18 protein-coding genes are annotated in these 22,576 nt (G+C 70.0%); 13 read left to right on the plus strand and 5 right to left on the minus strand.

Annotated elements, in window-relative coordinates; genetic code table 11:
• Nucleotides 1–204 precede the first annotated feature (204 nt).
• From A3AG_RS0120360 to A3AG_RS0120415, 12 genes are all read left to right on the plus strand, one after another.
• Complete coding sequence (locus A3AG_RS0120360) at nucleotides 205–1,143, plus strand: dioxygenase family protein (protein ID WP_018007201.1); 939 nt, start codon at nucleotides 205–207, stop codon at nucleotides 1,141–1,143.
• 41 nt (nucleotides 1,144–1,184) lie between these two features.
• A complete protein-coding gene (locus A3AG_RS0120365; RefSeq protein WP_018007202.1) occupies nucleotides 1,185–1,934 on the plus strand; it encodes an SDR family NAD(P)-dependent oxidoreductase in 750 nt (249 codons plus the stop codon).
• Nucleotides 1,935–1,972: 38 nt separating this feature from the next.
• Nucleotides 1,973–2,857 carry a beta-keto acid cleavage family enzyme gene (locus tag A3AG_RS0120370; protein WP_018007203.1) on the plus strand — a complete coding sequence of 295 codons (885 nt, stop codon included), beginning with the start codon at nucleotides 1,973–1,975 and terminating at the stop codon, nucleotides 2,855–2,857.
• 39 nt (nucleotides 2,858–2,896) lie between these two features.
• Entirely contained in the window at nucleotides 2,897–3,874 is a 978-nt protein-coding gene (locus A3AG_RS0120375) for a quinone oxidoreductase family protein (protein ID WP_018007204.1), read from the plus strand.
• Nucleotides 3,871–4,212 carry a cupin domain-containing protein gene (locus tag A3AG_RS0120380; RefSeq protein WP_018007205.1) on the plus strand — a complete coding sequence of 114 codons (342 nt, stop codon included), beginning with the start codon at nucleotides 3,871–3,873 and terminating at the stop codon, nucleotides 4,210–4,212. Before A3AG_RS0120375 ends, A3AG_RS0120380 begins: the two co-directional genes overlap by 4 nt.
• 84 nt (nucleotides 4,213–4,296) lie before the next feature.
• On the plus strand, nucleotides 4,297–5,391 hold the full coding sequence (locus A3AG_RS0120385) for a porin (RefSeq protein WP_085958683.1): 1,095 nt from the start codon (nucleotides 4,297–4,299) through the stop codon (nucleotides 5,389–5,391).
• Nucleotides 5,392–5,433: 42 nt separating this feature from the next.
• Nucleotides 5,434–6,417 (plus strand): tripartite tricarboxylate transporter substrate binding protein, encoded by a 984-nt coding sequence (locus A3AG_RS0120390; RefSeq protein WP_018007207.1) that lies wholly within the window; start codon nucleotides 5,434–5,436, stop codon nucleotides 6,415–6,417.
• A gap of 93 nt (nucleotides 6,418–6,510) precedes the next feature.
• Nucleotides 6,511–7,542, plus strand: a complete 1,032-nt coding sequence (locus A3AG_RS0120395) for a LacI family DNA-binding transcriptional regulator (protein ID WP_018007208.1) — start codon at nucleotides 6,511–6,513, stop codon at nucleotides 7,540–7,542.
• 159 nt (nucleotides 7,543–7,701) lie between these two features.
• Nucleotides 7,702–13,572, plus strand: coding sequence for an excinuclease ABC subunit UvrA (uvrA, locus tag A3AG_RS0120400; RefSeq protein WP_018007209.1), 5,871 nt, complete (start codon nucleotides 7,702–7,704; stop codon nucleotides 13,570–13,572).
• Between the two features lie 102 nt (nucleotides 13,573–13,674).
• Nucleotides 13,675–14,043 (plus strand): hypothetical protein, encoded by a 369-nt coding sequence (locus tag A3AG_RS0120405; RefSeq protein ID WP_018007210.1) that lies wholly within the window; start codon nucleotides 13,675–13,677, stop codon nucleotides 14,041–14,043.
• A gap of 35 nt (nucleotides 14,044–14,078) precedes the next feature.
• A complete protein-coding gene (locus tag A3AG_RS0120410; RefSeq protein ID WP_018007211.1) occupies nucleotides 14,079–14,966 on the plus strand; it encodes an endonuclease/exonuclease/phosphatase family protein in 888 nt (295 codons plus the stop codon).
• Complete coding sequence (locus tag A3AG_RS0120415) at nucleotides 14,953–15,618, plus strand: BON domain-containing protein (protein ID WP_018007212.1); 666 nt, start codon at nucleotides 14,953–14,955, stop codon at nucleotides 15,616–15,618. Before A3AG_RS0120410 ends, A3AG_RS0120415 begins: the two co-directional genes overlap by 14 nt.
• Nucleotides 15,619–15,711: 93 nt before the next feature.
• On the opposite strand, the gene A3AG_RS0120420 is transcribed toward A3AG_RS0120415, so the two are convergent.
• Genes A3AG_RS0120420 through A3AG_RS0120430 form a run of 3 tightly spaced genes read right to left on the minus strand, consistent with a single transcriptional unit; the run spans nucleotide 15,712 to nucleotide 16,815 of the window.
• Nucleotides 15,712–16,110 carry a hypothetical protein gene (locus tag A3AG_RS0120420; RefSeq protein WP_018007213.1) on the minus strand — a complete coding sequence of 133 codons (399 nt, stop codon included), beginning with the start codon at nucleotides 16,108–16,110 and terminating at the stop codon, nucleotides 15,712–15,714.
• 53 nt (nucleotides 16,111–16,163) lie between these two features.
• Nucleotides 16,164–16,394 (minus strand): hypothetical protein, encoded by a 231-nt coding sequence (locus A3AG_RS0120425; protein WP_018007214.1) that lies wholly within the window; start codon nucleotides 16,392–16,394, stop codon nucleotides 16,164–16,166.
• Between the two features lie 49 nt (nucleotides 16,395–16,443).
• Nucleotides 16,444–16,815: a BON domain-containing protein gene (locus A3AG_RS0120430; RefSeq protein WP_018007215.1), complete on the minus strand. Its 372-nt coding sequence runs from the start codon at nucleotides 16,813–16,815 to the stop codon at nucleotides 16,444–16,446.
• Nucleotides 16,816–17,284: 469 nt separating this feature from the next.
• On the opposite strand from A3AG_RS0120430, the gene A3AG_RS0120435 reads away from it, so the two are divergent.
• Complete coding sequence (locus A3AG_RS0120435) at nucleotides 17,285–17,851, plus strand: hypothetical protein (RefSeq protein WP_018007216.1); 567 nt, start codon at nucleotides 17,285–17,287, stop codon at nucleotides 17,849–17,851.
• A gap of 10 nt (nucleotides 17,852–17,861) precedes the next feature.
• Here A3AG_RS0120435 and treY read toward each other — a convergent pair whose 3' ends face one another.
• Together treY and A3AG_RS0120445 are read right to left on the minus strand one after the other, a co-directional pair.
• Complete coding sequence (gene treY / locus A3AG_RS0120440; RefSeq protein ID WP_018007217.1) at nucleotides 17,862–20,531, minus strand: malto-oligosyltrehalose synthase; 2,670 nt, start codon at nucleotides 20,529–20,531, stop codon at nucleotides 17,862–17,864.
• Nucleotides 20,528–22,540 (minus strand): malto-oligosyltrehalose trehalohydrolase, encoded by a 2,013-nt coding sequence (locus A3AG_RS0120445; RefSeq protein WP_018007218.1) that lies wholly within the window; start codon nucleotides 22,538–22,540, stop codon nucleotides 20,528–20,530. Before A3AG_RS0120445 ends, treY begins: the two co-directional genes overlap by 4 nt.
• Nucleotides 22,541–22,576 lie beyond the last annotated feature (36 nt).

Here is a 22,576-nt window from a genome sequence, read left to right on the forward strand (position 1 = left end):
GTGTCCGGTTACAAACCGGTTGCTAGCACCGCACTTGCCGCCCCTACGGGTTTGTCCCAGCTCCGCGCCGTAGCCCCTTGAATTTATTGAGCTAACTGCCGCGGAGGTGCCATTCGGCCCGCGCTGTCCAGCGAAATCCGCCTTGACCGATTCTCGCTGGCGACGATAATGCAAACCACTGCAAACGTTTGCAATGGAGGGCAGATGGAAACCTACGTAGAACCTGCGCAGCAATCGCCGGTCGGTCCGCTTGCACTGATCGACGACGAGCAGTCGGTCACCCACATCGTCGAGGCCGCGATGGCGGATACGCCCGACGCGCGCCTGCGCTTTGTCATGGACGCGCTGGTCAGGCACCTGCATGCCTTCCTGCGGGAGGCGCGCCTGACCGACGCGGAATTCGAGTTTGCGCTGGAGTTCGTGGCCCGCCTGGGTCAGGCCACGCATGCCACGCACAACGAGGTCGTGCTGGCCGCGGACGTGCTCGGGCTGTCGACCCTGGTGACGGTGATGAACAACGGCACGCGGCACGGACGCACGCCGGGGGCGCTGCTGGGCCCGTTCTATCGCGCCAACGCGCCGCGCTATGCGTGCGGCGACTGCGTCGTGCAGGACAACGCGCCCGGCCTGCCGCTGTTCGTCAGCGGCACGGTGCGCGCCACCGACGGCAAGCCGCTGCCGGGTGCGCTGGTCGAAGTCTGGCAGGCTTCGCCGGTAGGGCTCTACGACAACCAGGATCCGACCCAGCCCGACCGCAACCTGCGCGGCTGCTTCCATGCCGATGAAGGCGGTCACTACCATTTCCGCTCCGTGCGCCCGGCAGGCTATCCGGTGCCGACCGACGGTCCGGTGGGCACCCTGCTTGCCGCGCAGCGGCGCCATCCGTACCGGCCGGCGCATATCCATTTCATCGTCGCGGCGCCGGGCTACCGCACGCTGGTGACGCAGGTATTCGCCGACGAACCAGCCCAGCTGGAATCCGATGTCACCTTTGGCGTGCACCGGCAACTCGTCGGCCAGTTGCAGCGGCACGACCACGGGTACAGCCCGTGGGGCAACGTGCCGGCGCCGTTCTTTACGCTCGCGTTCGATTTCACGCTCGAGCCGGGCGAGCAGGCCTTTCCCAAGCCGCCCATCGATTGAGCGCGGCGTTCGCATCATCCCTGACTACCCACATCGAAACCATGAGCGCATCTTCTCTTTCCGGCAAGGTAGCCGTGATCCTCGGCGGCAGCGGCGGCATTGGCCTGGCGGCCGGCGCGACGCTGGCGCGCCTGGGCGCCAGCATCGTGCTGGCCGGCCGCGATGCCGACAAGGCGGCCAGCGCCGCGGCCGCGCTGCCGGCCGGCAACCACCTGGCCGCGGTGGCCGAGATCGGTGACAGCGCGTCGCTGCGCAAGCTGGCCGACGAAACCAGCCATCACTACGGTCGCGTCGATATCCTGGTGAACAGCGCGGGCTTTACCCGCGCCATTCCGCATGCCGACCTCGACGCGCTGGACGACGCTTTGATCGACGAGTTGTTCGCCATCAACTGGCGCGGCCAGTTCGCGGCGATCCGCGCCTTCGCGCCGCTGCTGCGTGCCAACGGCGACGGACTGGTGGTCAATGTCGGCTCGATCGCGGGCCGCACCGGGCAGGGCAGCAACGTAGCCTACTGCGCGGCCAAGGCCGGCCTCGACGTCATGGCGATGTCGCTGGGACGCGCGCTGGCGCCCGCGATCCGCGTGCTCAATGTCTCTCCTGGCGTGGTCGACACCGGCTTCGTGCCGGGGCGCGATGACAGCTTCAACGAGCGCGCCGCCCGGACCACGCCGCTGCGCCGCATCGGCCAGGCGCAAGACGTGGCCGATGCCATCGCCGCCTGTGCCACCTCGCTGCGCTTCGCCACCGGCACCACCATCGTCGTCGATGGCGGCCGCCAGCTGGGCTAGGCCGCAGCCACGTCAACCCCGCAACCCCTGACAACGCCATGCATGCACGCAAGACCATCATCACCTGCGCGGTGACCGGCAATATCGTCACCCCCGAACAGCACCCCGGCCTGCCGGTCACGCCGGCACAGATCGCCGATGCCGCGCTGGAGGCCGCCGAAGCGGGCGCCGCCGCCGCGCATATCCATGTGCGCGACCCGGAGACCGGACGCCCGTCGATGTCGCTCGACTATTACGCCGACGTCATGGACCGCATCCGCAAGCGCAACCGCGCGCTGATCATCAATCTCACCACCGGACCCGGCGGGCGCTTCGTGCCGAGCGAGCACGAGCCGCGCGTGGCCGCGCCCGGGACGACGCTGCTGCACCCGTCGAAGCGCGTCGAGCACATTGCCGCGTTGCGTCCGGACGTATGCTCGCTCGACCTGAACACCATGAATTCCGGCGCCGACGTGGTCATCAATACGCCCGCCAACGTGCGCAAGATGGCGGGCATCATCCGCGACGCCGGCGTGATGCCCGAGCTGGAAATCTTCGATTCGGGCGACCTCAACATGGCCCTCGATTTCATCCGCGAAGGGGTGCTCGACGGCCCCGGGCTCTGGACCTTCGTGCTGGGCGTCAAGTATGGCTTTGCGCCCACGCCGGAGACGATCTTCTACGCCCGCAACATGCTGCCCGCGGGCGCGCACTGGTCCGCCTTTGGCATCGGCCGCGCGGAATTTCCGATCGTCGCGCAGGCGTGGCTCGCCGGCGGCCATGTGCGCGTCGGCCTGGAAGACAACATCTACCTGGAGAAGGGCGTGCTCGCGCCCGACAACGCCGCGCTGGTCGCCAAGGCGCGCGATATTGTCCGGTCGCTAGGCGGCGAGGTGGCCTCGCCGGCGCAGGCGCGCCGCACGCTGGGCCTGCGCGAGGCCTGAAGCAACGCCGCACCAGATTTCAACCAAACCGAAACCATCATGAACGCTATTCGAGTCAACCAGAAAGCCAACGATATCGAGACCCTGCAGCTCGAACTGCAAGGCATGCCGCGTCCGCAAGCCGCGGCTGACCAGTGCATCATCGAAGTCGCCAGTGCCGGGGTCAACCCCAGCGACGTCAAGGCCACGCTGGGCCTGATGCCGCATGCGGTCTGGCCGCGCACGCCTGGCCGCGACTATGCCGGCCTGGTGGTCGATGGCCCCTCGCAATTGCTGGGGCTGCAGGTGTGGGGCAGCGGCGGCGAGCTGGGCATTCGCCGCGACGGCACCCATGGCAAGTACCTGCGCATCGACGCGGCCTCGGTGCGCGCCAAGCCGGAATCGGTATCGCTGCTGGAAGCGGGCGCGGTGGGCGTGCCGTTCATCACGGCCTATGAAGGACTGCGCCGCGCGGGCATGCCGCAGGCCGGCAGCACCGTGCTGGTGTGCGGCGGCAATGGCAAGGTCGGGCAGGCCACCATCCAGATCGCCACCGCGCTGGGCGCGCGTGTCTTTGCCGTGGAACGGACGGCCCAGCCTTACCGCGGCCATGCGAGTGGCGCGGTCCGCATGATCGATGCCAGCCGCGAACCGATTGCCGAGGTCGTGCGCGAAGAGACCGGCGGGCACGGCGCGGACATCGTCTACAACACCGTCGGCAGCCCGTACTTCGAGCAGGCCAACCGCAGCATGGCGATCGGCGCCACGCAGGTCTTCATCTCGACCATCGAGAAGCCGGTGCCGTTCGACATCTTCGCCTTCTATCGCGGCCAGCACACCTATGTGGGCGTCGACACGCTGGCGCTGGACAGCAACGCCTGCGCTCGCATCCTGGACCAGCTGGCGCCGATGTTCGCCAGCGGCAAGCTGCGGCCGTTCCCGGTACTGCCCGATTACACCTATTCGCTGGCGCAGGCCAGGGAGGCCTACCGTGCCGTGCTGGAGGGCGCGGCGGAACGCGTGGTGCTGCAGCCATGAACGTCACCCGGTTCGCCCAGGCGCCGGCGTACTTTCCGGCGAATCATGAGGGCATGCATTGCCTGCGCCTGCAAGGCCATGAAGCGGGCCCCGCGGCGTCGCTGTGGCTCGGCGTCTCGGTGCTGCTGCCGGGCGGGCATACCGCGCTGGATGCCTCGGCGGTGGAAAAGCACTACGTCGTGCTGGAAGGCGAGGTCTGCATCCGCACGTCGGAACAAACGGTGCTGCTGGGACAGTTCGATTCGGTCCGGCTTGCGCCCGGGGAAGCGCGCCAGGTATCGAATCCGGGCAACCGGCCCGCAATGCTGCTGCTGGCGATGCCGTTCCCGGCAAGCTGATCTTCGGCGTTTTTTTGCAAACGATTGCAGTGCCACCACGACAACCACAACAAAGATAGGGAGACACCCATGACAATCGCCCTCATGCGCGCAAGCGCCTGGCTGCTGGCCGCCAGCGCCGCGGCCGGCTGGGCCGGGCAGGCCGGCGCCCAGTCCACCGTGACCCTGTACGGGCGCCTGAACACGGCACTCGAGTATGCCCGGGCCAGCACGGCCACCGACGGGACGGATCTTGGCGGCGCCGGACGCCTGACCAACAACCGCTCTGTCTTCGGCATGCGCGGAGAAGAAGGACTGGGCGGCAGCCTGAAGGCGATCTGGCAGATCGAGAGCAATCTGTCGCTGGATAACGGCCAGGGCCAGATCGCTGGCCGCAATTCGCGCATCGGCCTGCAGGGCAAGGCCGGCACCCTGTTCATGGGCCACTGGCAGACGCCCTATACCGAGGCGACCGCGGGCTACGACCCGTATTACCCCACCACCGCTGGTTATATGGCGCTGATGGGCAACGGGTCGGCGTCGAGCACCGACAACGTGCAGGATACCAGCGCGTTCGACCGCCGCCAGAAGAACATCATTGTCTACAAGACACCCGCGCTGGCAGGGTTCAGCGGTGCCGCGGCCTGGGGTATCAACGAGGAAAAGATCAGCGTGCCGCGCAATCCGGGGCTGTACTCCTTTTCCGCGGCCTATGACAACGGCCCGCTCAACGTGGTGCTGGCCTACGAACTCCACCAGCACTACCAGACCGCCGGCCGCAATGACGATGCGATCAAGGCGGGCGTGTCCTACAAGTTTCCCAGCACGACCGTCGCGCTGGTCTATGAGCGGCTGCACTACCGCACCGCCACCGGCGACCTGACGCGCAACGGCTACTACGCGTCGCTGGTGCAGAAGCTGGGCCCGGGCAGCGTGCGCGTGGGCGTGGCGCTGGCCGGCAACGGCGCCGGCAGCGCCACGGAGACGGTAGGCTTTTTCCGCAGCGGCGCGGAGACGGGGGCCACGCAGGTGACGGTGGGCTACGACTATCCGTTGTCCAAGCGCACCGCGCTGTACGCCTATTACAGCCGCATCGATAACAAGCGCAATGCGATCTACGACTTTGCCATCAATGAACTGGGTGTCAGCGCCGGCGCCGACCCGCAGACCTTTGCCCTGGGCATGCGCCATTTCTTCTGAGGCGTGCCGCTTCGACCCGATCCGGTAGTGAGGAGACAGACCATGATTCGATCCATCCGAGGCGCCGTGGTGGCGCTGAGCTCGTCATTGTTGCTTGCCGCCGCGCCCGCCGCGGTGGCCCAGGCGCCGTACCCCGCCAAGCCGGTCCGCCTGGTGGTGCCGTTTTCGGCGGGCAGCGCCACCGACATCCTGGCGCGCATCATCGGCACCAAGATGAGCGAAGGCGGCACCTACCAGGTGATCGTCGACAATCGCCCGGGCGCCGGCGGCACGCTCGGCGCGACCGGCGTCGCCAAGGCGGCGCCGGATGGCTACACGCTGATCCTGGTGTCGGTGGGCCATGCAATCAACGCCACGCTGTATCCCAGGCTGGCTTACGACACGGTCAAGGACTTCGCGCCGGTGTCGCTGGTGGCGACGGTGCCCAACGTGCTGGTGGTCAGCGCCGGCAGCAAGTACAAATCGGTGCACGACCTGGTGACGGCTGCCAGGGCGGCGCCCGGAAAGCTGAATTTCGATTCGGCCGGCTCCGGCAGCTCCACGCATCTCAGTGGCGAGATGTTCAGGATGCAGGCCGGCATCGACATCGTCCATATCCCGTACAAGGGCACGGGCGAGGCGCTGACCGACGTCATGGCCGGCCGCGGCGACATGATGTTCGCCCCGACGGTGTCGGCCATGCCTTTCGTGCGGCAGGGCAAGCTGCGCGCGCTGGCGGTCACCACGGCCCGACGCAGCAGTTCGCTGCCCGATATTCCGACCGTGGCGGAATCCGGCCTGCCGGGCTATGCCTTCGACTCGTGGTTTGGCATCCTGGCGCCTGCCGGCACGCCGAAGGAGATCGTCGATACTCTCAACGCCGACATCGGCAAGGCGCTGGCCGCGCCCGACGTGCGCGAGCGGCTGGCGGCGCAGGGCGCGGAGCCGAAGCGCTCGTCACCGCAGGAGTTCGCGTCGTATATCCAGGCAGAGATCGGCAAGCTTGCGCCGGTCATCCGCCAATCCGGGGCGCTTGCGGGGCAATAGCGCCGGACGGGCCGGGCGGGCCGGGGTGCGGCAAGACGGATTGCGCGCTGGCTTAAAATGGCGTACTCCCATCCTTCCCGGCCTTCACCCTACATGTCCGAGCGCAAGCGCCTCACTCTCAAAGACCTGGCTGCCGAGATCGACGTGCATTACTCGACCGTGTCGCGGGTGATGAACCCGGCGACGCGGCATCTCGTGGCGGAGGACGTGGCGGCGCGCGTGCTGGCCGTGGCCGAGGCGCACGGCTTTTCCCCCAACCGCATTGCCGCCGGCCTGCGCACCCAGCGTTCCGGGCTGATCGGCGTGGTGCTGCCCGATATTGCCAACCCCGTGTTTCCGCCGATCCTGGCCGGGATCGAGGTGGTGCTCGCGCAGCAGGGCTATGTGCCGATCGTGGTCAACGCGGGAAGCGACAAGCGCCGGCAGCGGTTCGTGATCGACCAGCTGCTCGGGCGGCAGGTCGAAGGGCTGGTGCTAGCCACCGCGGAACGCGAGGATCCGTTGCTCGAGTATTGCCTGGCACGGCAGGTTCCCGTGGTGACGGTCAACCGGGGCGAAGGGTCGGGCAGCGTGTCCTCCGTCGTGAGCGACAGCGTGCGCGCCATGCAGCTGACCGTCGATCACCTGATGGAACTGGGTCATCGCCGCATCGGGCATATCGCCGGGCCGGCATCGCTGTCGACCGGCTACCTGCGCCGCGAGGGCTTTATCCAGGCCGTCAGGCGCCATCGCCTGCGTCGCGCGGACTGGCACGTGGTCGAGGCATCCAGCTATTCCCGCAATGCGGGCCGGGTCGCCTGCGCGCAGCTGATGACCGTGTTTCCCGCGCTGACCGCGATTGCGGCGGCCAATGACCTGGTCGCGATGGGCTGCTACGACTACCTGCGCGAGCAGGGCCTGCGTTGCCCCGACGACATCTCGGTCATTGGCCACAACGACATGCCGTTCGTCGATGCACTGACGCCGCCGCTGACGACCATCCGGATCGCCGTGCACGAGATGGGCGAGGAAGCGGCGCGCCTTCTGCTCAGGAAGATCAGCAAGCCGGCCTCCGATCCGGTCACCGTGCAATTGCAGCCCCACCTGATCGTGCGGGGTTCCACGGCGGCGCCGCGCAAGGCGTGAAACGCCGCCCCGGCCGGAGTCCGGGCACCCGCCGGGCCGGCAGCCTGCCGATTCGCGCAATCGATACGAATTCCTTTCCAACCTGATAGACTGTATGGATGTACAGTGGTCCGGGGCCCTCCCGGCACTCCCTTAACGTCCTGATCCGAAAGAGAAATCGTGTCGAGCAAGCAGCTAATCCGCATTCGCGGCGCCCGCCAGCACAACCTCAAGGATGTCGATCTCGACCTGCGCCCCGGCGAGATGACCGTGGTAACCGGGCCGTCGGGCTCCGGCAAGTCCAGCCTGGTGTTCGACACGCTCTATGCCGAAGGCCAGCGCCGCTACGTCGAGACCTTCAGCGCCTACGCGCGCCAGTTCCTGGACCGGATGGACCGACCCCAGGTCGAGCGCGTGGATGGGGTGCCGCCGGCCATTGCCATCGACCAGACCAATCCGGTGCGCAGTTCGCGTTCGACGGTCGGCACGATGACCGAGCTGAACGACCACCTGAAGCTGCTGTATGCGCGCGCGGCGGAGCTGTTCGACAAGCAGACCGCGCAGCCGGTGCGGCATGACTCGCCCGAAACCATCTACGCCGAACTGGTCGCGCGCACGGCGGCCGGCCAGCCGTACCACGACGCGCGGCTGGTGGTGACGTTCCCGGTGGAGCTGCCGGAATCGGCCACCGACGAGGAAGTGCAGCAATGGCTGTCGGTGAGCGGCTATACGCGCGTGCAGGCGCAGCGCGTGGTGCAGTCGCCCACCGGCGCGCGCAAGCTGCTCGACGTGGTGGCGGACCGCTTCCGCCTCGGCAATGCCGAGAAAGTGCGCGTGGTCGAGGCCATCGAGGCCTCGCTCAGGCGGGGCGGCGGGCGCGTCAACATCTACGTGCTGACCGATGGCGACGATGGCCCGGTGTGGCGCTATTCCACCGGCCTGCACAGCCCGGACAGCGACCTGCGCTATGCCGACCCGCAGCCCGCGCTGTTTTCCTTCAACTCGGCCTACGGCGCCTGCGAAACCTGCCGCGGCTTCGGCCGCGTGATCGGCGTCGACCTGGGGCTGGTGATTCCCGATGCGCGCAAGACGCTGCGCGGCGGTGCGATCAAGCCGATGCAGACGCCGGCGTGGAAGGAATGCCAGGATGACCTGATGCGCTATGCCGGCAAGGCAGGCATCCCGCGCGACACGCCCTGGTCGGAACTGACCCGGGCCGAGCGCGATTGGGTCATCCACGGCTCGCCGGACTGGAACGGGCAGTGGAACAAGCAGTGGTATGGCGTGATGCGGTTCTTCAACTACCTCGAGTCGAAGGCCTACAAGATGCACATCCGCGTGCTGCTGTCGAAGTACCGCAGCTACACGCCGTGCGAAACCTGTGGCGGCGCGCGCCTGAAGACCGAGTCGCTGCTGTGGCGACTGGGCTCGAAGGACAATGCCGATGCCGTGCTGGCGCCGCAGCGCCGCTTCCTGCCGCGCGGTGTCGACTGGGACCGCGCGCAGCTGGAGGCGTTGCCGGGCCTGACCGTGCATGACCTGATGCTGCTGCCGATCGAGCGGATCCGCCGCTTCTTCGACGCGCTGTCGCTGCCCAGCGCGATGCTGGACGATGCGCTCAAGCTGCTGCTGGCCGAAGTGCGCACGCGCCTGAAATACCTGTGCGACGTCGGCCTGGGCTACCTGACGCTGGACCGCCAGAGCCGCACGCTGTCCGGCGGCGAGGTGCAGCGCATCAACCTGACCACGGCGCTGGGCACCTCGCTGGTCAACACGCTGTTCGTGCTGGACGAGCCCAGCATCGGCTTGCACCCGCGCGACCTGAACCGCATCGTCGAGGCCATGCACCGGCTGCGCGACGCGGGCAACACGCTGGTGGTGGTGGAGCATGATCCGTCGGTGATGCTGGCCGCCGACCGCCTGATCGACATGGGCCCCGGCCCTGGCGAGCGCGGCGGCAACATCATCTTCGATGGCACGCCGGCGGATATCCGCCGGGCCGGCACGCTGACCGGCGACTACCTGGGCGGGCGCCGCCGCGTGGCCGATGCCTCGCACTGGCAGCGCCGGCCGGTCGACGGCGAGCTGCCGCGCATCGTGCTGGCGGGCGCGACCGAGCACAACCTGCAGGACGTCACGGTGGAGATCCCGCTGCAGCGGCTGGTATGCGTGACCGGGGTGTCCGGCTCGGGCAAGTCCACGCTGCTGCAGGACGTGCTGTATCCCGCCATGGCGCGGCACTTCGGCAAGGCCACCGAGTCGCCGGGCGCGTTCCGCGAGCTGACCGGCGCCGAGCTGGTCGACGACGTGGTCTTCGTCGACCAGTCGCCGATCGGCAAGACCGCGCGCTCCAACCCGGCCAGCTATGTCGGCGCCTTCGACGAGATCCGCAAGCTCTTCGCCAGGGCGCCGCTGGCGCTGCAGCGCAGCTATACCGCCGGCACCTTCAGCTTCAACTCCGGCGACGGGCGCTGCCCGACCTGCGGCGGCTCCGGCTTCGAGCACGTCGAGATGCAGTTCCTCAGCGACGTCTACCTGCGCTGCCCGGACTGCGACGGCACCCGCTACCGTGCGGAAGTGCTGGAGGTGAAGATCGAGCGCGCCGCGCCCGGCCAGCCGCCACGCCTGCTCAGCATCGCCGACGTGCTGGAACTGACCGTCAGCGAAGCCGCGGCCTGCTTTGCCGGCGACGCGGCGGTGCTGCGCGTGTTGCAGCCCATCGTCGATGTCGGGCTCGAATACATGAAGCTGGGACAGCCGGTGCCGACGCTGTCGGGCGGCGAGGCGCAGCGCCTGAAGCTGGCCGGCTTCCTCGCAGAAGCCGCGCAGGCGACGCCGTCGCGCACCCGCGCCAGCAACCTGCCGCGCCGGCTGTTCATGTTCGACGAGCCCACCACGGGCCTGCATTTCGACGACATCGCCAAGCTGATGCGGGCCTTCGGCAAGCTGCTCGATGGCGGCCATTCGCTGATCGTGATCGAGCACAATCTGGACGTGATCCGCGCCGCCGACTGGCTCATCGACCTCGGTCCCGAGGGCGGCGACGCGGGCGGGCGCGTGGTCTGCACCGGCACCCCCGAAGACGTGAAGCGCTGCGCCGGGTCGCATACCGGCCAGGCGCTGATCCACTATGACGCGGCCCTCGGGGAAGCCGGCACGCTGGCCGCCGAACGCGTGGAAAGCACCGAGGCCGAAGGCGTGCCGCTGCAGGCCGCGCTGCAGGCGCGACGCGCGCGCCGCGAGGTGGAAGGCGAGGACGTGGTGCGCATCGTCAATGCGCACGAGCACAACCTGAAGGCGCTGAACGTCGACATCCCGCACGGCAAGTTCAATGTGGTCACCGGCGTGTCGGGCTCCGGCAAGTCGACGCTGGCCTTCGACATCCTGTTCCACGAGGGCCAGCGCCGCTACCTGGAATCGCTCAACGCCTATGCGCGTTCGATCGTGCAGCCCGCGGGGCGTCCCGAGGTGGACGCGGTCTACGGCATCCCGCCGACGGTGGCGATCGAGCAGCGCCTGTCGCGCGGCGGCCGCAAGAGCACGGTGGCGACCACCTCCGAGGTCTGGCACTTCCTGCGCCTGCTGTATGTCAAGCTCGGCATCCAGCACTGCGTGCATGACGGCGCGCCGGTGACCTCGCAGAGCCCCGAATCGATCGCCGCGCAGCTGCTGCGCGACCATCGCGGCCAGCACGTGGGCCTGCTGGCGCCGCTGGTGGTCAACCGCAAGGGGGTCTACACGGACCTGGCCAAGTGGGCCAAGGCGCGCGGCAACACGCACCTGCGCGTCGACGGCGAATTCCTGCCGGTGGACCCGTGGCCGCGGCTGGACCGCTTCCGCGAGCACACCATCGAGCTGCCCGTCGGCGACCTGGTGGTGTCGGCCGAGAACGAGGCCGGGCTGCGCGCGCTGCTGGCGCAGACGCTCGAAGCCGGCAAGGGCGTGATGCACCTGCTGGCACCGCTGGACGGACTGGACCATGCCATGCACAACGGCGGCACCGCGCACGTGGGCGAGGTCAAGGTGTTCTCGACCAAGCGCGCCTGCCCGCAATGCGGCACCAGTTATCCGGAACTGGACCCGCGCATGTTCTCGTACAACAGCAAGCACGGCTGGTGCGGCACCTGCGTCGGCACCGGGCTGGCGCTGACGCGCGAGCAGCGCGCGGCCTTCGACGACACCGTGCTGGCCGACGACAACCGCGGCCGCGAGCAGAGCCTGCCGTCGGAAGAGCAGGAACCCGAAGGCGTGGTCGACACGCCGTGCCCGGACTGCCACGGCACCCGCCTGAACCCGGTGGCGCGCGCGGTGACCTTCAATGAGAACGCGATTGTCGACGTGGCGCAGTGGACCGTCTCGGAGACCCGCCGCTGGGTCGACGGCCTGCGCCTGGCCGGGCGCGATGCCGAGATCGCGCGCGACGTGGTCAGCGAGATCGGCAGCCGCCTGCAGTTCCTGGAAGAAGTGGGACTGGGCTACCTGAGCCTGGACCGTGCCGCGCCCAGCCTGTCCGGCGGCGAGGCCCAGCGCATCCGCCTGGCGGCGCAGCTCGGCAGCAACCTGCAGGGCGTGTGCTACGTGCTGGACGAGCCCACCATCGGCCTGCATCCGCGCGACAACCAGATCCTGCTGGACGCGCTGCGCAAGCTGGGCGACAAGGGCAACACGCTGGTGGTGGTGGAACATGACGAAGACACCATCCGCCGCGCCGACCACATCATCGACATCGGCCCGGGCGCGGGCAAGCGTGGCGGCACGCTGGTGGCGCAGGGCGGCGTGGCCGAGCTGGCCGCGGCGACGGCTTCCACGACCGGCCAGTTCCTGGCCAACCCGATCGTCCATCCGCTGCAGCCGCGGCGCAAGGTCAGTCCCGGCGCGGCGGGCAAGCCGGCGGAGCCGCCCGAATGGCTGACGGTGCACGGCGCGTCGCTGCACAACCTGCGCCACGTGACCGCGCGCCTGCCGCTGTCGCGGCTGGTGGCGATCACCGGCGTATCGGGCTCGGGCAAGTCGACGCTGGCGCGCGATGTGCTGATGACCAACCTGCTCGATGCGGTGGGCCGCTCGGTGCTGTCGTCGCCGGCGACCCGGCGCGCGCGCAATGCGGCCAAGGATGAGAACGGCGCGGGCAAGGCCAGCGCCAGGAAGCCGCTCAACGTCCAGCACAACTGGCATGGCTGCGAGGCGATTACCGGCTGGGAATCGATCGACCGCGTGCTGGAAGTGGACCAGACCCCGATCGGCAAGACCCCGCGCTCCTGCCCGGCGACCTATATCGGCGTGTGGGACACCATCCGCCGGCTGTTCGCCGATACGCTGGAAGCGCGCGCACGCGGCTACACCGCGTCGCGCTTCTCGTTCAACACCGGCGACGGGCGCTGCCCGGCGTGCGAAGGGCAGGGCGTGCGCACCATCGGCATGAGCTTCCTGCCGGACGTGAAGGTGCCGTGCGATGTCTGCCACGGGCAGCGCTTCAACCCCGAGACCCTGGCCGTGACCTGGCGCGGCAAGAATATCGGCGAGGTGCTGACCATGGAGATCGACGAGGCGGTGGCGTTCTTCTCGGCCATGTCGAACATCGCCCACCCGCTGCAGCTGATGAAGGATGTGGGGCTGGGCTACCTGACGCTGGGCCAGCCGTCGCCGACGCTGTCCGGCGGGGAGGCGCAGCGCATCAAGCTGGTGACCGAACTCAGCAAGGTGCGCGACGACATCACGCGACGCGGCCAGAAGGCACCGCACACGCTGTACGTGCTCGACGAACCCACCGTGGGCCTGCACATGGCCGACGTGGCGCGCCTGATCCGCGTGCTGCACCGGCTCACCGATGGCGGCCACAGCGTGGTGGTGATCGAGCATGACCTCGACGTGATCGCCGAGGCCGACTGGATCATCGACCTCGGTCCCGAGGGTGGCGCGGGCGGCGGCACCATCGTCGGCGCGGCCGATCCCGAAGCGCTGTCGCGCAACCGCGCCAGCCATACGGGTGCGGCGCTGGTGCCGGTGCTGGCGCGGGGCAACGCCGGGGCGGGCAAGGTGAGTATCGCCTGAGGCCCGCCACGGCGGGCACGCGGCGGCGCGAAAGGCGTACGGGCACGCCTTTCGCTTGCCCATGGTTACTGGCGCGCACATCGCGCCCTAACGGAGGTAACCATGAAGCATATCCGCACCAGCCGACTGCTCGCTGCCATTGCCGTGGCGGCGGCCGCCATCCCCGCCATGGCCCAGACGCCGGGTACGCCGCGCGGCTCCTACGACCCGTATTCGCAGGGCGCGCGCAGCACCGAGAAGTTTGACCCTTACACGCAAGGCGCCAATGCGCCGACGCGTACCGACCTCGCCCCAACGGCACCTGCGGCCCCCGCGCCGGAGGCGCAGCCATCGACCATGCCGGCGCAGCCCGGCATTCCGGGCACCACCATGCAGCGCACGCCGGACCCGTATATGGAAGGCGCCCGCTGGGAAAGCCCTGACCTGGGCCGCCGCATCGGCAGGCCCAACCAGTTCCTCGACGGGGCCTGAGGATCGCGGCTTCCAACCGCTCACCGAGACCGGCCATGCGAATGCAACCGGACTTACCGTCCCTTGTAAATCCTGCCCACGCGCGTGAGCCCGGCGCTACCCCGGCGGTGGCCGGGGCACCGGCGGCATTGCATTGTCCGCCGACGCGCGCGGCGGGCCTGGCCCAGATGACGGTGGTCAGCTACAACATCCACCGCGCCGTCGGCACCGACCGACGTTATTGTCCTGACCGGATCGCCGCGGTACTGGCCGAGCTCGACGCCGATATCGTGGCGCTGCAGGAAGTGGAATCGGGCAGCAGCAACGACCACACGCTGGAATACCTGGCCGGGCATACCGGCATGCACGTGGTGTCGGGCTTTACGCGCGTGCGTGGCAGTGTCGACTACGGCAATGCGCTGCTGACGCGCTTCGCCCCCGAGGCCGTGAACCAGATCGACCTGACCGTCAAGGGCTGCGAGCCGCGCGGCGCCATCGACGCCACCGTGGTCTGCACTGCCTCCGGCTGCGCCAACCCGCTGCGCGTGATCGCCACGCACCTGGGGCTGCGCCCCGGCGAGCGCCGCCACCAGGTGCAGCAGTTGCTGAACTACGTCGCCGCCGCGCCGCCATTGCCCACCATCCTGCTAGGCGACGTCAACGAATGGTTCTTGTGGGGCAGGCCCTTGCGCTGGCTGCACGCCTATTTCGAACACACCCCGCACACGGCGACTTTTCCATCGCGGCTGCCGCTGTTCGCGCTGGATCGCATCTGGGTGTCGCCGCGCGCGCACCTGGTGTCGGTGGCAAGCCACCGTTCGCCGCTGGCGCGCGTGGCCTCGGATCACCTGCCCCTGGTGGCGTGTTTCGAGGTGCCGCAAGGCGGGTGGAACGAGCGGCGCACCACCGGGCACGCCAAGGAGGACTTCAATGAAACACCGTGACGATGATTACCTGCGCAGGCGCCCCGATCACCAGTACGGCAGCAACGACCAGGGCTATAGCGGCATTCCCGCGCAGGCGCGCAACCGCAGGCAGCGCAACCTGACCGCGGGCCGCTATGGCAATACCGCCGAGCGCTTGCCGCGCGATGACACGCGTCCGGCCGAGGGCGCCGGGCAAGGCTGGTACGGGCGCCGGGGGCCCGCAACGGAACCCTGGGACGAGGAACGCTATGAAGACGAATGGTCGCGGCGCCGCGTACCGTATGGTGAAGAGCGCTGGGAGGGCCGGCGCGACTGGTACGGCGGGCCGGCCGGCGCGCCCTATGGGACTGCAGAAGGCGCGCGAGGCTACGGCGCGGACGACTGGGACGTGCCGGCGCACCGGGGTTATCGCGGGGGCGGCCCGAAGAACTACCGCCGCGGCGACGACCGCATCCACGACGAAGTCTGCGACCGGCTCGCGCATGCGCAGGAACTTGATGTCAGCGAAGTCACGGTGCGGGTGCAGGACGGCCTGGTGACGCTGGAGGGCCACGTCGGCGATCGCCGCAGCAAGTACGACATCGAAGAAGTTGCCGAGCGCGTGTTCGGCGTGCAGGACGTGATCAACCACATCCGGGTGCGGCCCTACGGCATCCTGGCGTCCGAATGACCCCGCGCGGCTCCGTAGCATGCGGAGCCGCGGGGGGGGCGCGGCCGGTGGGGCCGGGTGGCGGCGCCATGGTGCCCCGCCCATGGTGCCCGGCTAATCCAGGCGGGGTGGCCGCGGCGGGTTCTCTTCGCGGTCGTCGGTGCGGTCGGCCTTGTCGACCGGCACGTCGGCAGGCAGGGCCTCGGCTGCGCGCACCACTTCATCGGCGATCTCTTCTTCCGGAGTTTCCTCTTCCTCGGGGCTGTGCGCGTCTTCATCGCGCTGCTCGAGCTCGTTCTCGATATCGTCGGTTTCCTGGTTCAGGTCCGGGTCCAGCGTGCTGGGGATGTTGCCGGCCGCGGCGCGGGCCGCGCCGGTGGCAGTGTTCTGGCGCGAACGGCCGCGGCCGGAGGCGGCTTGCGCGCCTTCGCGCCGCCCCGCTGGCGCGCTGCCCACGCGATCGGTGCGGGTGCCGGCATGCCGGGTGGGGCCGGTTCGTACGGTCTTGCTCATCATGCCTCCTGTGCGGGTAGATGCGAGGCGGCTCGCTCGGGTTGCACTCGGGGTCAGTAGTTCTCGACCGGCGGCTCGCTTTCGTGCGGCTTGCCGCCGGGGCGCCTGACCGAGGGCGGCTCGCCGTTCTCGTCGGGAATGTCGTGCTCGCGCTCGACATCATGGCGCCGGTCGCGTCCCGGCTTGCCGCGCTCGTGCTCGGTGTCCGGGCCGCCCTTGTGCGGGTCGCGGGGCTCGCTGCGGCGGCGGGTGGTGTCGTGGTCGGGCTGGCGATGGGTGCTCATCACGTCTCCATCAAGGTTGGCATGGCGCTGCCGGTGAGGCGACAGGTGGTCAATCGGTGCCGGCGCGCAGTTCATCCGAAACCGCGCTGACGCCGCGCACGGAACGCGCCAGTTCCATGGCCATCGTACGCTGTTTGTCGTCGCGCACGGTACCTTCCAGCTTGACCACGCCGTCGGTGGTCGAAACCCGGATCCTGGCGGGATCGAGCGTGCGGGCGCTGGCCAGGCGCGCCTGCACCTCGGCAGTGATGGCGCGGTCGCTGGCGGCGGCGGTGTCGCGTGGCGCAGCGGTGCGGCCCGTGGACGACGGCGCCGCGGGGGCATCGGTCGGTGCCGCCATGACCGGCTGCGAGGCCGCCATGGCCAGCACGGCCAGCGGCAGCGCCAGCGTGGTTATGCGGGAGCGGTAGGGTGCGGTCATAAGGCCCTCCTCTGCATGCTGGCGGGCCTGCGGTTCGGCCCGCACCTGTCATTGGCCTGCAAGCTCCGTTCCCGCAACGCAAAGTGGGCCGGCAAAGCGTCGGACCGGCATGCGCTGCGCCACGGCGGGGACTGTGCGCCAAGGGGCCCCGCCGCCGGCGCGGCGCGGTGCCGCATGCGCCGTAGTTTTTACAGCCGCTGCAGAAACTGCATGGCGCGCGTGGCTGAGCCGCCGCAGTGCGCCGGCGGTGCTGCGCGCAGAGGCGACGTGGCGCCTGGCGTGGCGCTTGCGTTCCGTCCTGTGCTGGCGCGCGGTCCTGTCTATAGTGAAGGAAATGCTGGCAATAACTGGCGTGCGGCAGGTGCCGGCGAGCACCCGCAACGCCGGCCTTCCCGCCGCGGCGCAGCTTGCGGCCGTGTGCTGCCGGGCCAGACAGCGCGGGGGAGCGTATAGCCGTTGCGAGGAAGCCATGAACCTAGCCAGCATTCTGTCCACCGTGGTCCTGGCCTCGTCGGTGTCGGTGTCGTCGGCACCGGTCGAGCGCCAGCTGCTTGCGATCACGCCTTCGGACTTCGCCCAGCGTTTCAACACCGTCGCGCAGGACACCGGTTCCGGCCTGGCGCTGCCCAGCTTCAAGGTCAAGCCGGGATGGCACCGGGCCGCGCCCAGTGCCGGGGTGTCGGTGCTGGTGCGCGCCAGCCGCGCCGGCTACGCCATCGATGAAGTGGTGGTGGTGTGCCGCGAGGTCGAACGCTGCTTCCTGACCATCTGCACCGCCGCGCTTGCCATCGACGACAGCGTCAACCCGATGCTGCTGCAGCGCTTCATCGTCGCGCGCATCGCCACCGAACTCGGCGAGGTCGGGCTGGTGATGTCGGGGCTCGCGTACATCGTGGTAACGCCCAAGGAAGACGACTACGTGGCGGTGGTGATCCGGCCCTACCTGCCGCAGGAACGCAGCGCCTCGCCGACCCAGGCCTCGCGCGGGCCGCTCACGCCGATCGGATTGCGAGCGACGGCGCCGCCGCGCTCCTGAGCCCGGCGCCTCAGGGTTCGCGCAGCAGCAGCGCGACCGGCAGGCCGCCCAGCACGTCGCGCAGCCGCAGGCGGCCCATGGGGGCCTGGACCACGTGGCCGGTCAGCGCATCGGTCCAGCGGCTCGGTTGCGGCGCGCCCACGTTGAGCGTGGTATCGCCCCACGCCGCTTGCGGAATGCGCGGCAGGGCGGGGTCGACATGCGCGGCTGCAAGCCGGGTCACCACGGTGATGGCCTGGCGCCCGTCGGCGCTGCGCGCAAAGGCCAGCACCTGGGGCACCAGCGCGCCCTGCGCCGCCAGCATGCTGTATTGGCCGTCGGCGAACAGTGCCGCATGCGCGCGCCGCACCGCCAGCACCCGGCGCACCAGCTGCTGCTTGATGCGGCCGTCGCGCCAGTGCGTCAGCCAGTGGGCCCAGCCCGCGCTGCAGTCCAGCCGTGCCTGCAGCCGGGCGTAGTCGGGCGGGCGCCGGTTGTCGGGATCGACCAGGCTCAGGTCCCAGCCTTCGCAGCCCTGGTAGCGGTCGGGAATGCCAGGCGCGGTCAGTTGCACCAGCACCTGCGCCAGGCTGTTGAGCGCTCCGGCCACGGCAATGCGCTGCGCGAACTGGCCGATCTGCGCCAGCACGCTGGCGGCCCCGTGCGCAGGCCCGTGTGCGGCAAGGCCGCGCAGGAAGGTCTCGCATGCGGCTTCGTAGTCGGTGTCGGGGCAGGTCCAGTTGCCGTGGCGCTTGGCTTCGCGGATGGCCTTGCGCTGCCACGCGCCCACGCGCTCCAGCAAGGGCTGCGCGGCGCCGGCATCGTCGGCAAGGCTCAGGTCTTCCATCGGCCATGCGCCGACCAGGGTCTGGTACAGCATCAGCCGGTCGCCCGGGTCGGGCGCTTGCGGCGAGGTCGCCAGCAGCGCAGCCGCGGCGGCCTCCCACGCGGCCACGGCATCGGCCCACGCGCCCGGCACCTCGCTCAGCACTGCCAGGCGCATGCGCGCGTCTTCGCCGCGCTTGTGGTCGTGGGTCGCGGTGGCAAGCATGGCGTAGGGACAGGCCAGGCGCCGCGCCGCCATGCGGGCGTGGAACTGCGCCGGCGGCATGGCCAGCCGGGCCGGATCGCTGCCGACTTCGTTGCGCGAGAGCAGCCGGCCGTAGCGGTAGAACGCGGTGTCCTCGCCGGCCTTGGCCGCCAGCGCGGGCATCAGCTGCTGCAGCCGGCGGCGCAGCGCGCCGGTCTCGCTGTCGGCCGGCGCGGCGGTGCGCAGGCAGCCGCCGATAAAGGCCAGCGCCACCGCTTCGTCGGGCGCCAGGCCGGCGCGCGCGGCCCGCATGGCTTGCTCGAGCATGGCGTCGTCGGCAAGCGCCGCAGCCGCATCGCGTTCGGCCGGGTGCGCGTCGAAGTAGCTGCGATAGACCGGCACTGCCGCCATCAGCGCCGCCAGCGCGCGCCGCAGCGCGGCCCGGGTCAGGTCGCGCGTGCCGGGCTCCTGCTCGGCGCAGTCCCGCAGGCATGCGGCGGCGCCTTCGAATTCCGTCACCAGGTGCCGCTCCAGCACCTGGCGCCGCGCAGCCTCGACATGCGCCGCGAAGCCGCGCGCATCGCCGCTGACCGTCGCCCACAGCGTGTCCAGCGCCGCCTCGCCGTCGCCGTCATGCAGCACCGCGGCCACTTCGTCCATGAAGTCATAGCCGGTGGTGCCATGCACCTGCCAGTCCGGCGCCAGGCGCTCGCCCGGGCCGAGGATCTTCTCGACCACCAGCCATGGATGCTCCAGCCGCAGCGTTGGCGGACGCGCTGCGGCATGGCGGTCCAGTTCGGCGCGCAGCCGGCGGCAGTAGCCGGCGGGATCGGCCAGGCCGTCGACGTGATCCACGCGCACGCCGTCGATCCAGCCTTCGCGCAGCAGGCGCAGGACCAGGGCATGGACCGCATCGAAGACCCGCTCGTCTTCCTCGCGCACGCCGACCAGGTCGCTGATCTCGAAGAAGCGGCGCCAGTTCTGCGCGGCGGCCGCGGTGCGCCACCAGGCCAGCCGGTAGTGCTGGCGTTCCAGCAAGGCATGGAGCCGGCCGCGGCCCTCGGCGCCGGTGGCGTCGTACCAGGCCGGGCCGTCGCGCTCGGCTTCGGCGTCGACGCTGCCTGGCGCCAGCGGCAGCGTGTGGTCGAAATAGCGCAGATGGGCGGCGGCATCGTCGCGGGCCGGGACCCATTGCAGTTCGCCGGCCACCACGGTGTCCCAGTACGACTGCCCCAGGATCGGCAGCAGCACCTTGCCGCGCAGCGCCGCATCGCGCGGGGTCCAGTCGATGTCGAAGGTGGCCGCGTGAGGGCTGCCGCGGCCATGCGCCAGCACGTCGCGCCACCAGCCGTTGTGGGTCGGGTCGGCCGCCATATGGTTGGGCACGATGTCGACGATCAGGCCGAGGCCGGCCTCGCGGGCGCGCGCTGCCAGTGCTTTCAGGCCGGGCTCGCCGCCCAGTTCGTCGCGCACGGCGGTGAAATCGGTGACGTCATAGCCATGGGTGGAGCCGGGCCGCGCGCCGCAAATGGGCGACAGGTAAAGGTGGCTGACGCCCAGCGCGGCGTAGTAGCCGACCACGCCGGCGGCATCGGCAAAGGTGAAGCCCGGGTGCAGCTGCAGCCGGGCGGTTGCGCGCGGCAGCGCCTGCGGCGCACCGTCAGCCATCATCGCGCGCGTGCCGCGGCGGGCTCGCACACGGTGGCCACGCACGAGCGCTGCGGCAGCAGCCCCGCCGACAGCGCCGCGGCCGCGCCGGCGCTGCTCTCATGCAGCGCGGTGCTGCGGTCGTGGCACGGCCGCGTGCACGGCACGGCTTCGTTGCCCAGGTTGAGCCACAGGCTCAGCTCGACGCCATCCATCAGCCGCCAGCGCGCACAGAGCGCCGCCGGCCCCAGCACATCGACGCCTGCGCTCTGGCAGCCGGCCAGCCGGTGCAGCAGCTCGCGCCGCCGCACGGCGAGGAGTTCGCGGTAGTACGGCGTCCAGTCGCCGTCATCGTCCAGGCGCGGGCGCGAGGCCTCGAACGTGGCCGGGTCGTTGGGATCGGGGATGGCGGCCGCGCGCGCGTCGTCGCTGAAGGCGGCGGTCGCGGCGAACTCGCGCCGGCGCCCGTCGCGCACGGCGCGCCCCAGCTCGGGCGGATGGCTGGTGAAATACAGGAACGGCTGCGTGCTGCCGGTTTCCTCGCCCATGAACACCAGCGGCACCTGCGGGCACAGCAGCTGCAGGGCGATGGCCGCGCGCAGCGCGTCGCGCCCGGCCAGTTGCGCCAGCCGTTCGCCGAACGCGCGGTTGCCGGTCTGGTCGTGGTTCTGCAGGAAGCAGACAAAGGCCGTGGGCGGCAGGTGCGCGCTGGGCTGGCCGCGCCGCACGCCATCGGCCACCGCGGGCAGCGCGGCCGAGCGGAACGCCGAGCGTTCGCCCTGGTAGGCAAAGCCTTCGCCCAGCACGCGCGCGAGGTGGCGCAGCGCGGGCACGCCACGCCCGGCGGCGGCGCTGTCGGGATTGCCGCCATTGCCGGCATCGGCCGTATCCGGCGCCGCGCTGTAGTCGCGGTAGTAGCCATCGTCCTCGCCGGTCAGCAGCACGTGCAGCGCGTGATGCGCATCATCGTTCCACTGCGCGTCGTAGCCGGCGGCCAGCAGCGCGGCATCGTTGTTGTCATTCTCCAGCACCAGGTGCAGATGGCGACGCGGACCATCGCCATCGGCCAGCGCGGTGCGCAGTTCGCCCGGCAGTGCCGCCAGCCAGCCTTCGTCCTCGATGGCGTGCACGGCGTCCAGGCGCAGGCCGTCGAAGCGGAACTGTTCGAGCCAGTAGCGCGCGTTCTCGGTAAAGAAGCGCCGCACCTGCGGCCGGCGGAAGTCGATGGCCGGCCCCCATGGGGTTTGGCGGTCCGTGCGGAAGAAGGCGCTGGCATAGCGGTGCAGGTAGTTGCCTTCGGGGCCGAAATGGTTGTAGACCACGTCCAGCAGCACCATCATGCCGAGCTGGTGGGCGCGGTCGACCAGTGCGCGCAGTTCGTCCGGGGTGCCGTAGCCGGACTCCGGCGCAAACGGCAGCACGCCGTCATAGCCCCAGTTGCGCGTACCGGGAAATTCTGCGACCGGCATCAGCTCGACCGCGGTGAAGCCCAGCGCCGCGAGCCGCGGCAGTTGCCGCGCCGCGCCCGCATAGCCGCCGCACAGGCCGACGTGCAGTTCATAGACGATGGCTTCGTGCCACGGGCGCCCGCGCCATTCGGGACAGGTCCACGCAAACGCGCTGGCGGCGTCGCGCGCGGGGACGATGCTGGGGCCGTGGACGTCGTCGGCCTGCCAGCGCGAGGCCGGGTCCGGCACGGTGGTGCCGTCGTCGAGCCGGAACCAGTAGCGCGCGCCCGCGCAGCCCGGCACGATCGCCTCGAACCAGCCGTTGGCGCCGCATGCCATCGGCACCGGGCCCAGCCCGGCGATCTCCACGCGCACCGCCTGGCCCTGCTCGGCGGCATCGGGTGCCCACAGCCGGAACCGTACCCGCCCGTCGGGCAGCCAGGCCGGCCCGAACAGGTAATCCTGCGCGGGTTCGTCGGGGGAACAGAAGGCGGATGCCGAAGGCGCGGCAAAGCAGTCGAACGGCGCCAGCGGCGGCACCGCGGAGCGGGTGCCGGGGGCGAGGAGAAAGGGGTCGGCGTTCAAATTCGGCTCCTGCCTTCTTGGGGGAATAGGATCCTT

Source organism: Cupriavidus neocaledonicus (assembly GCF_000372525.1).
Classification (GTDB): domain Bacteria; phylum Pseudomonadota; class Gammaproteobacteria; order Burkholderiales; family Burkholderiaceae; genus Cupriavidus; species Cupriavidus neocaledonicus.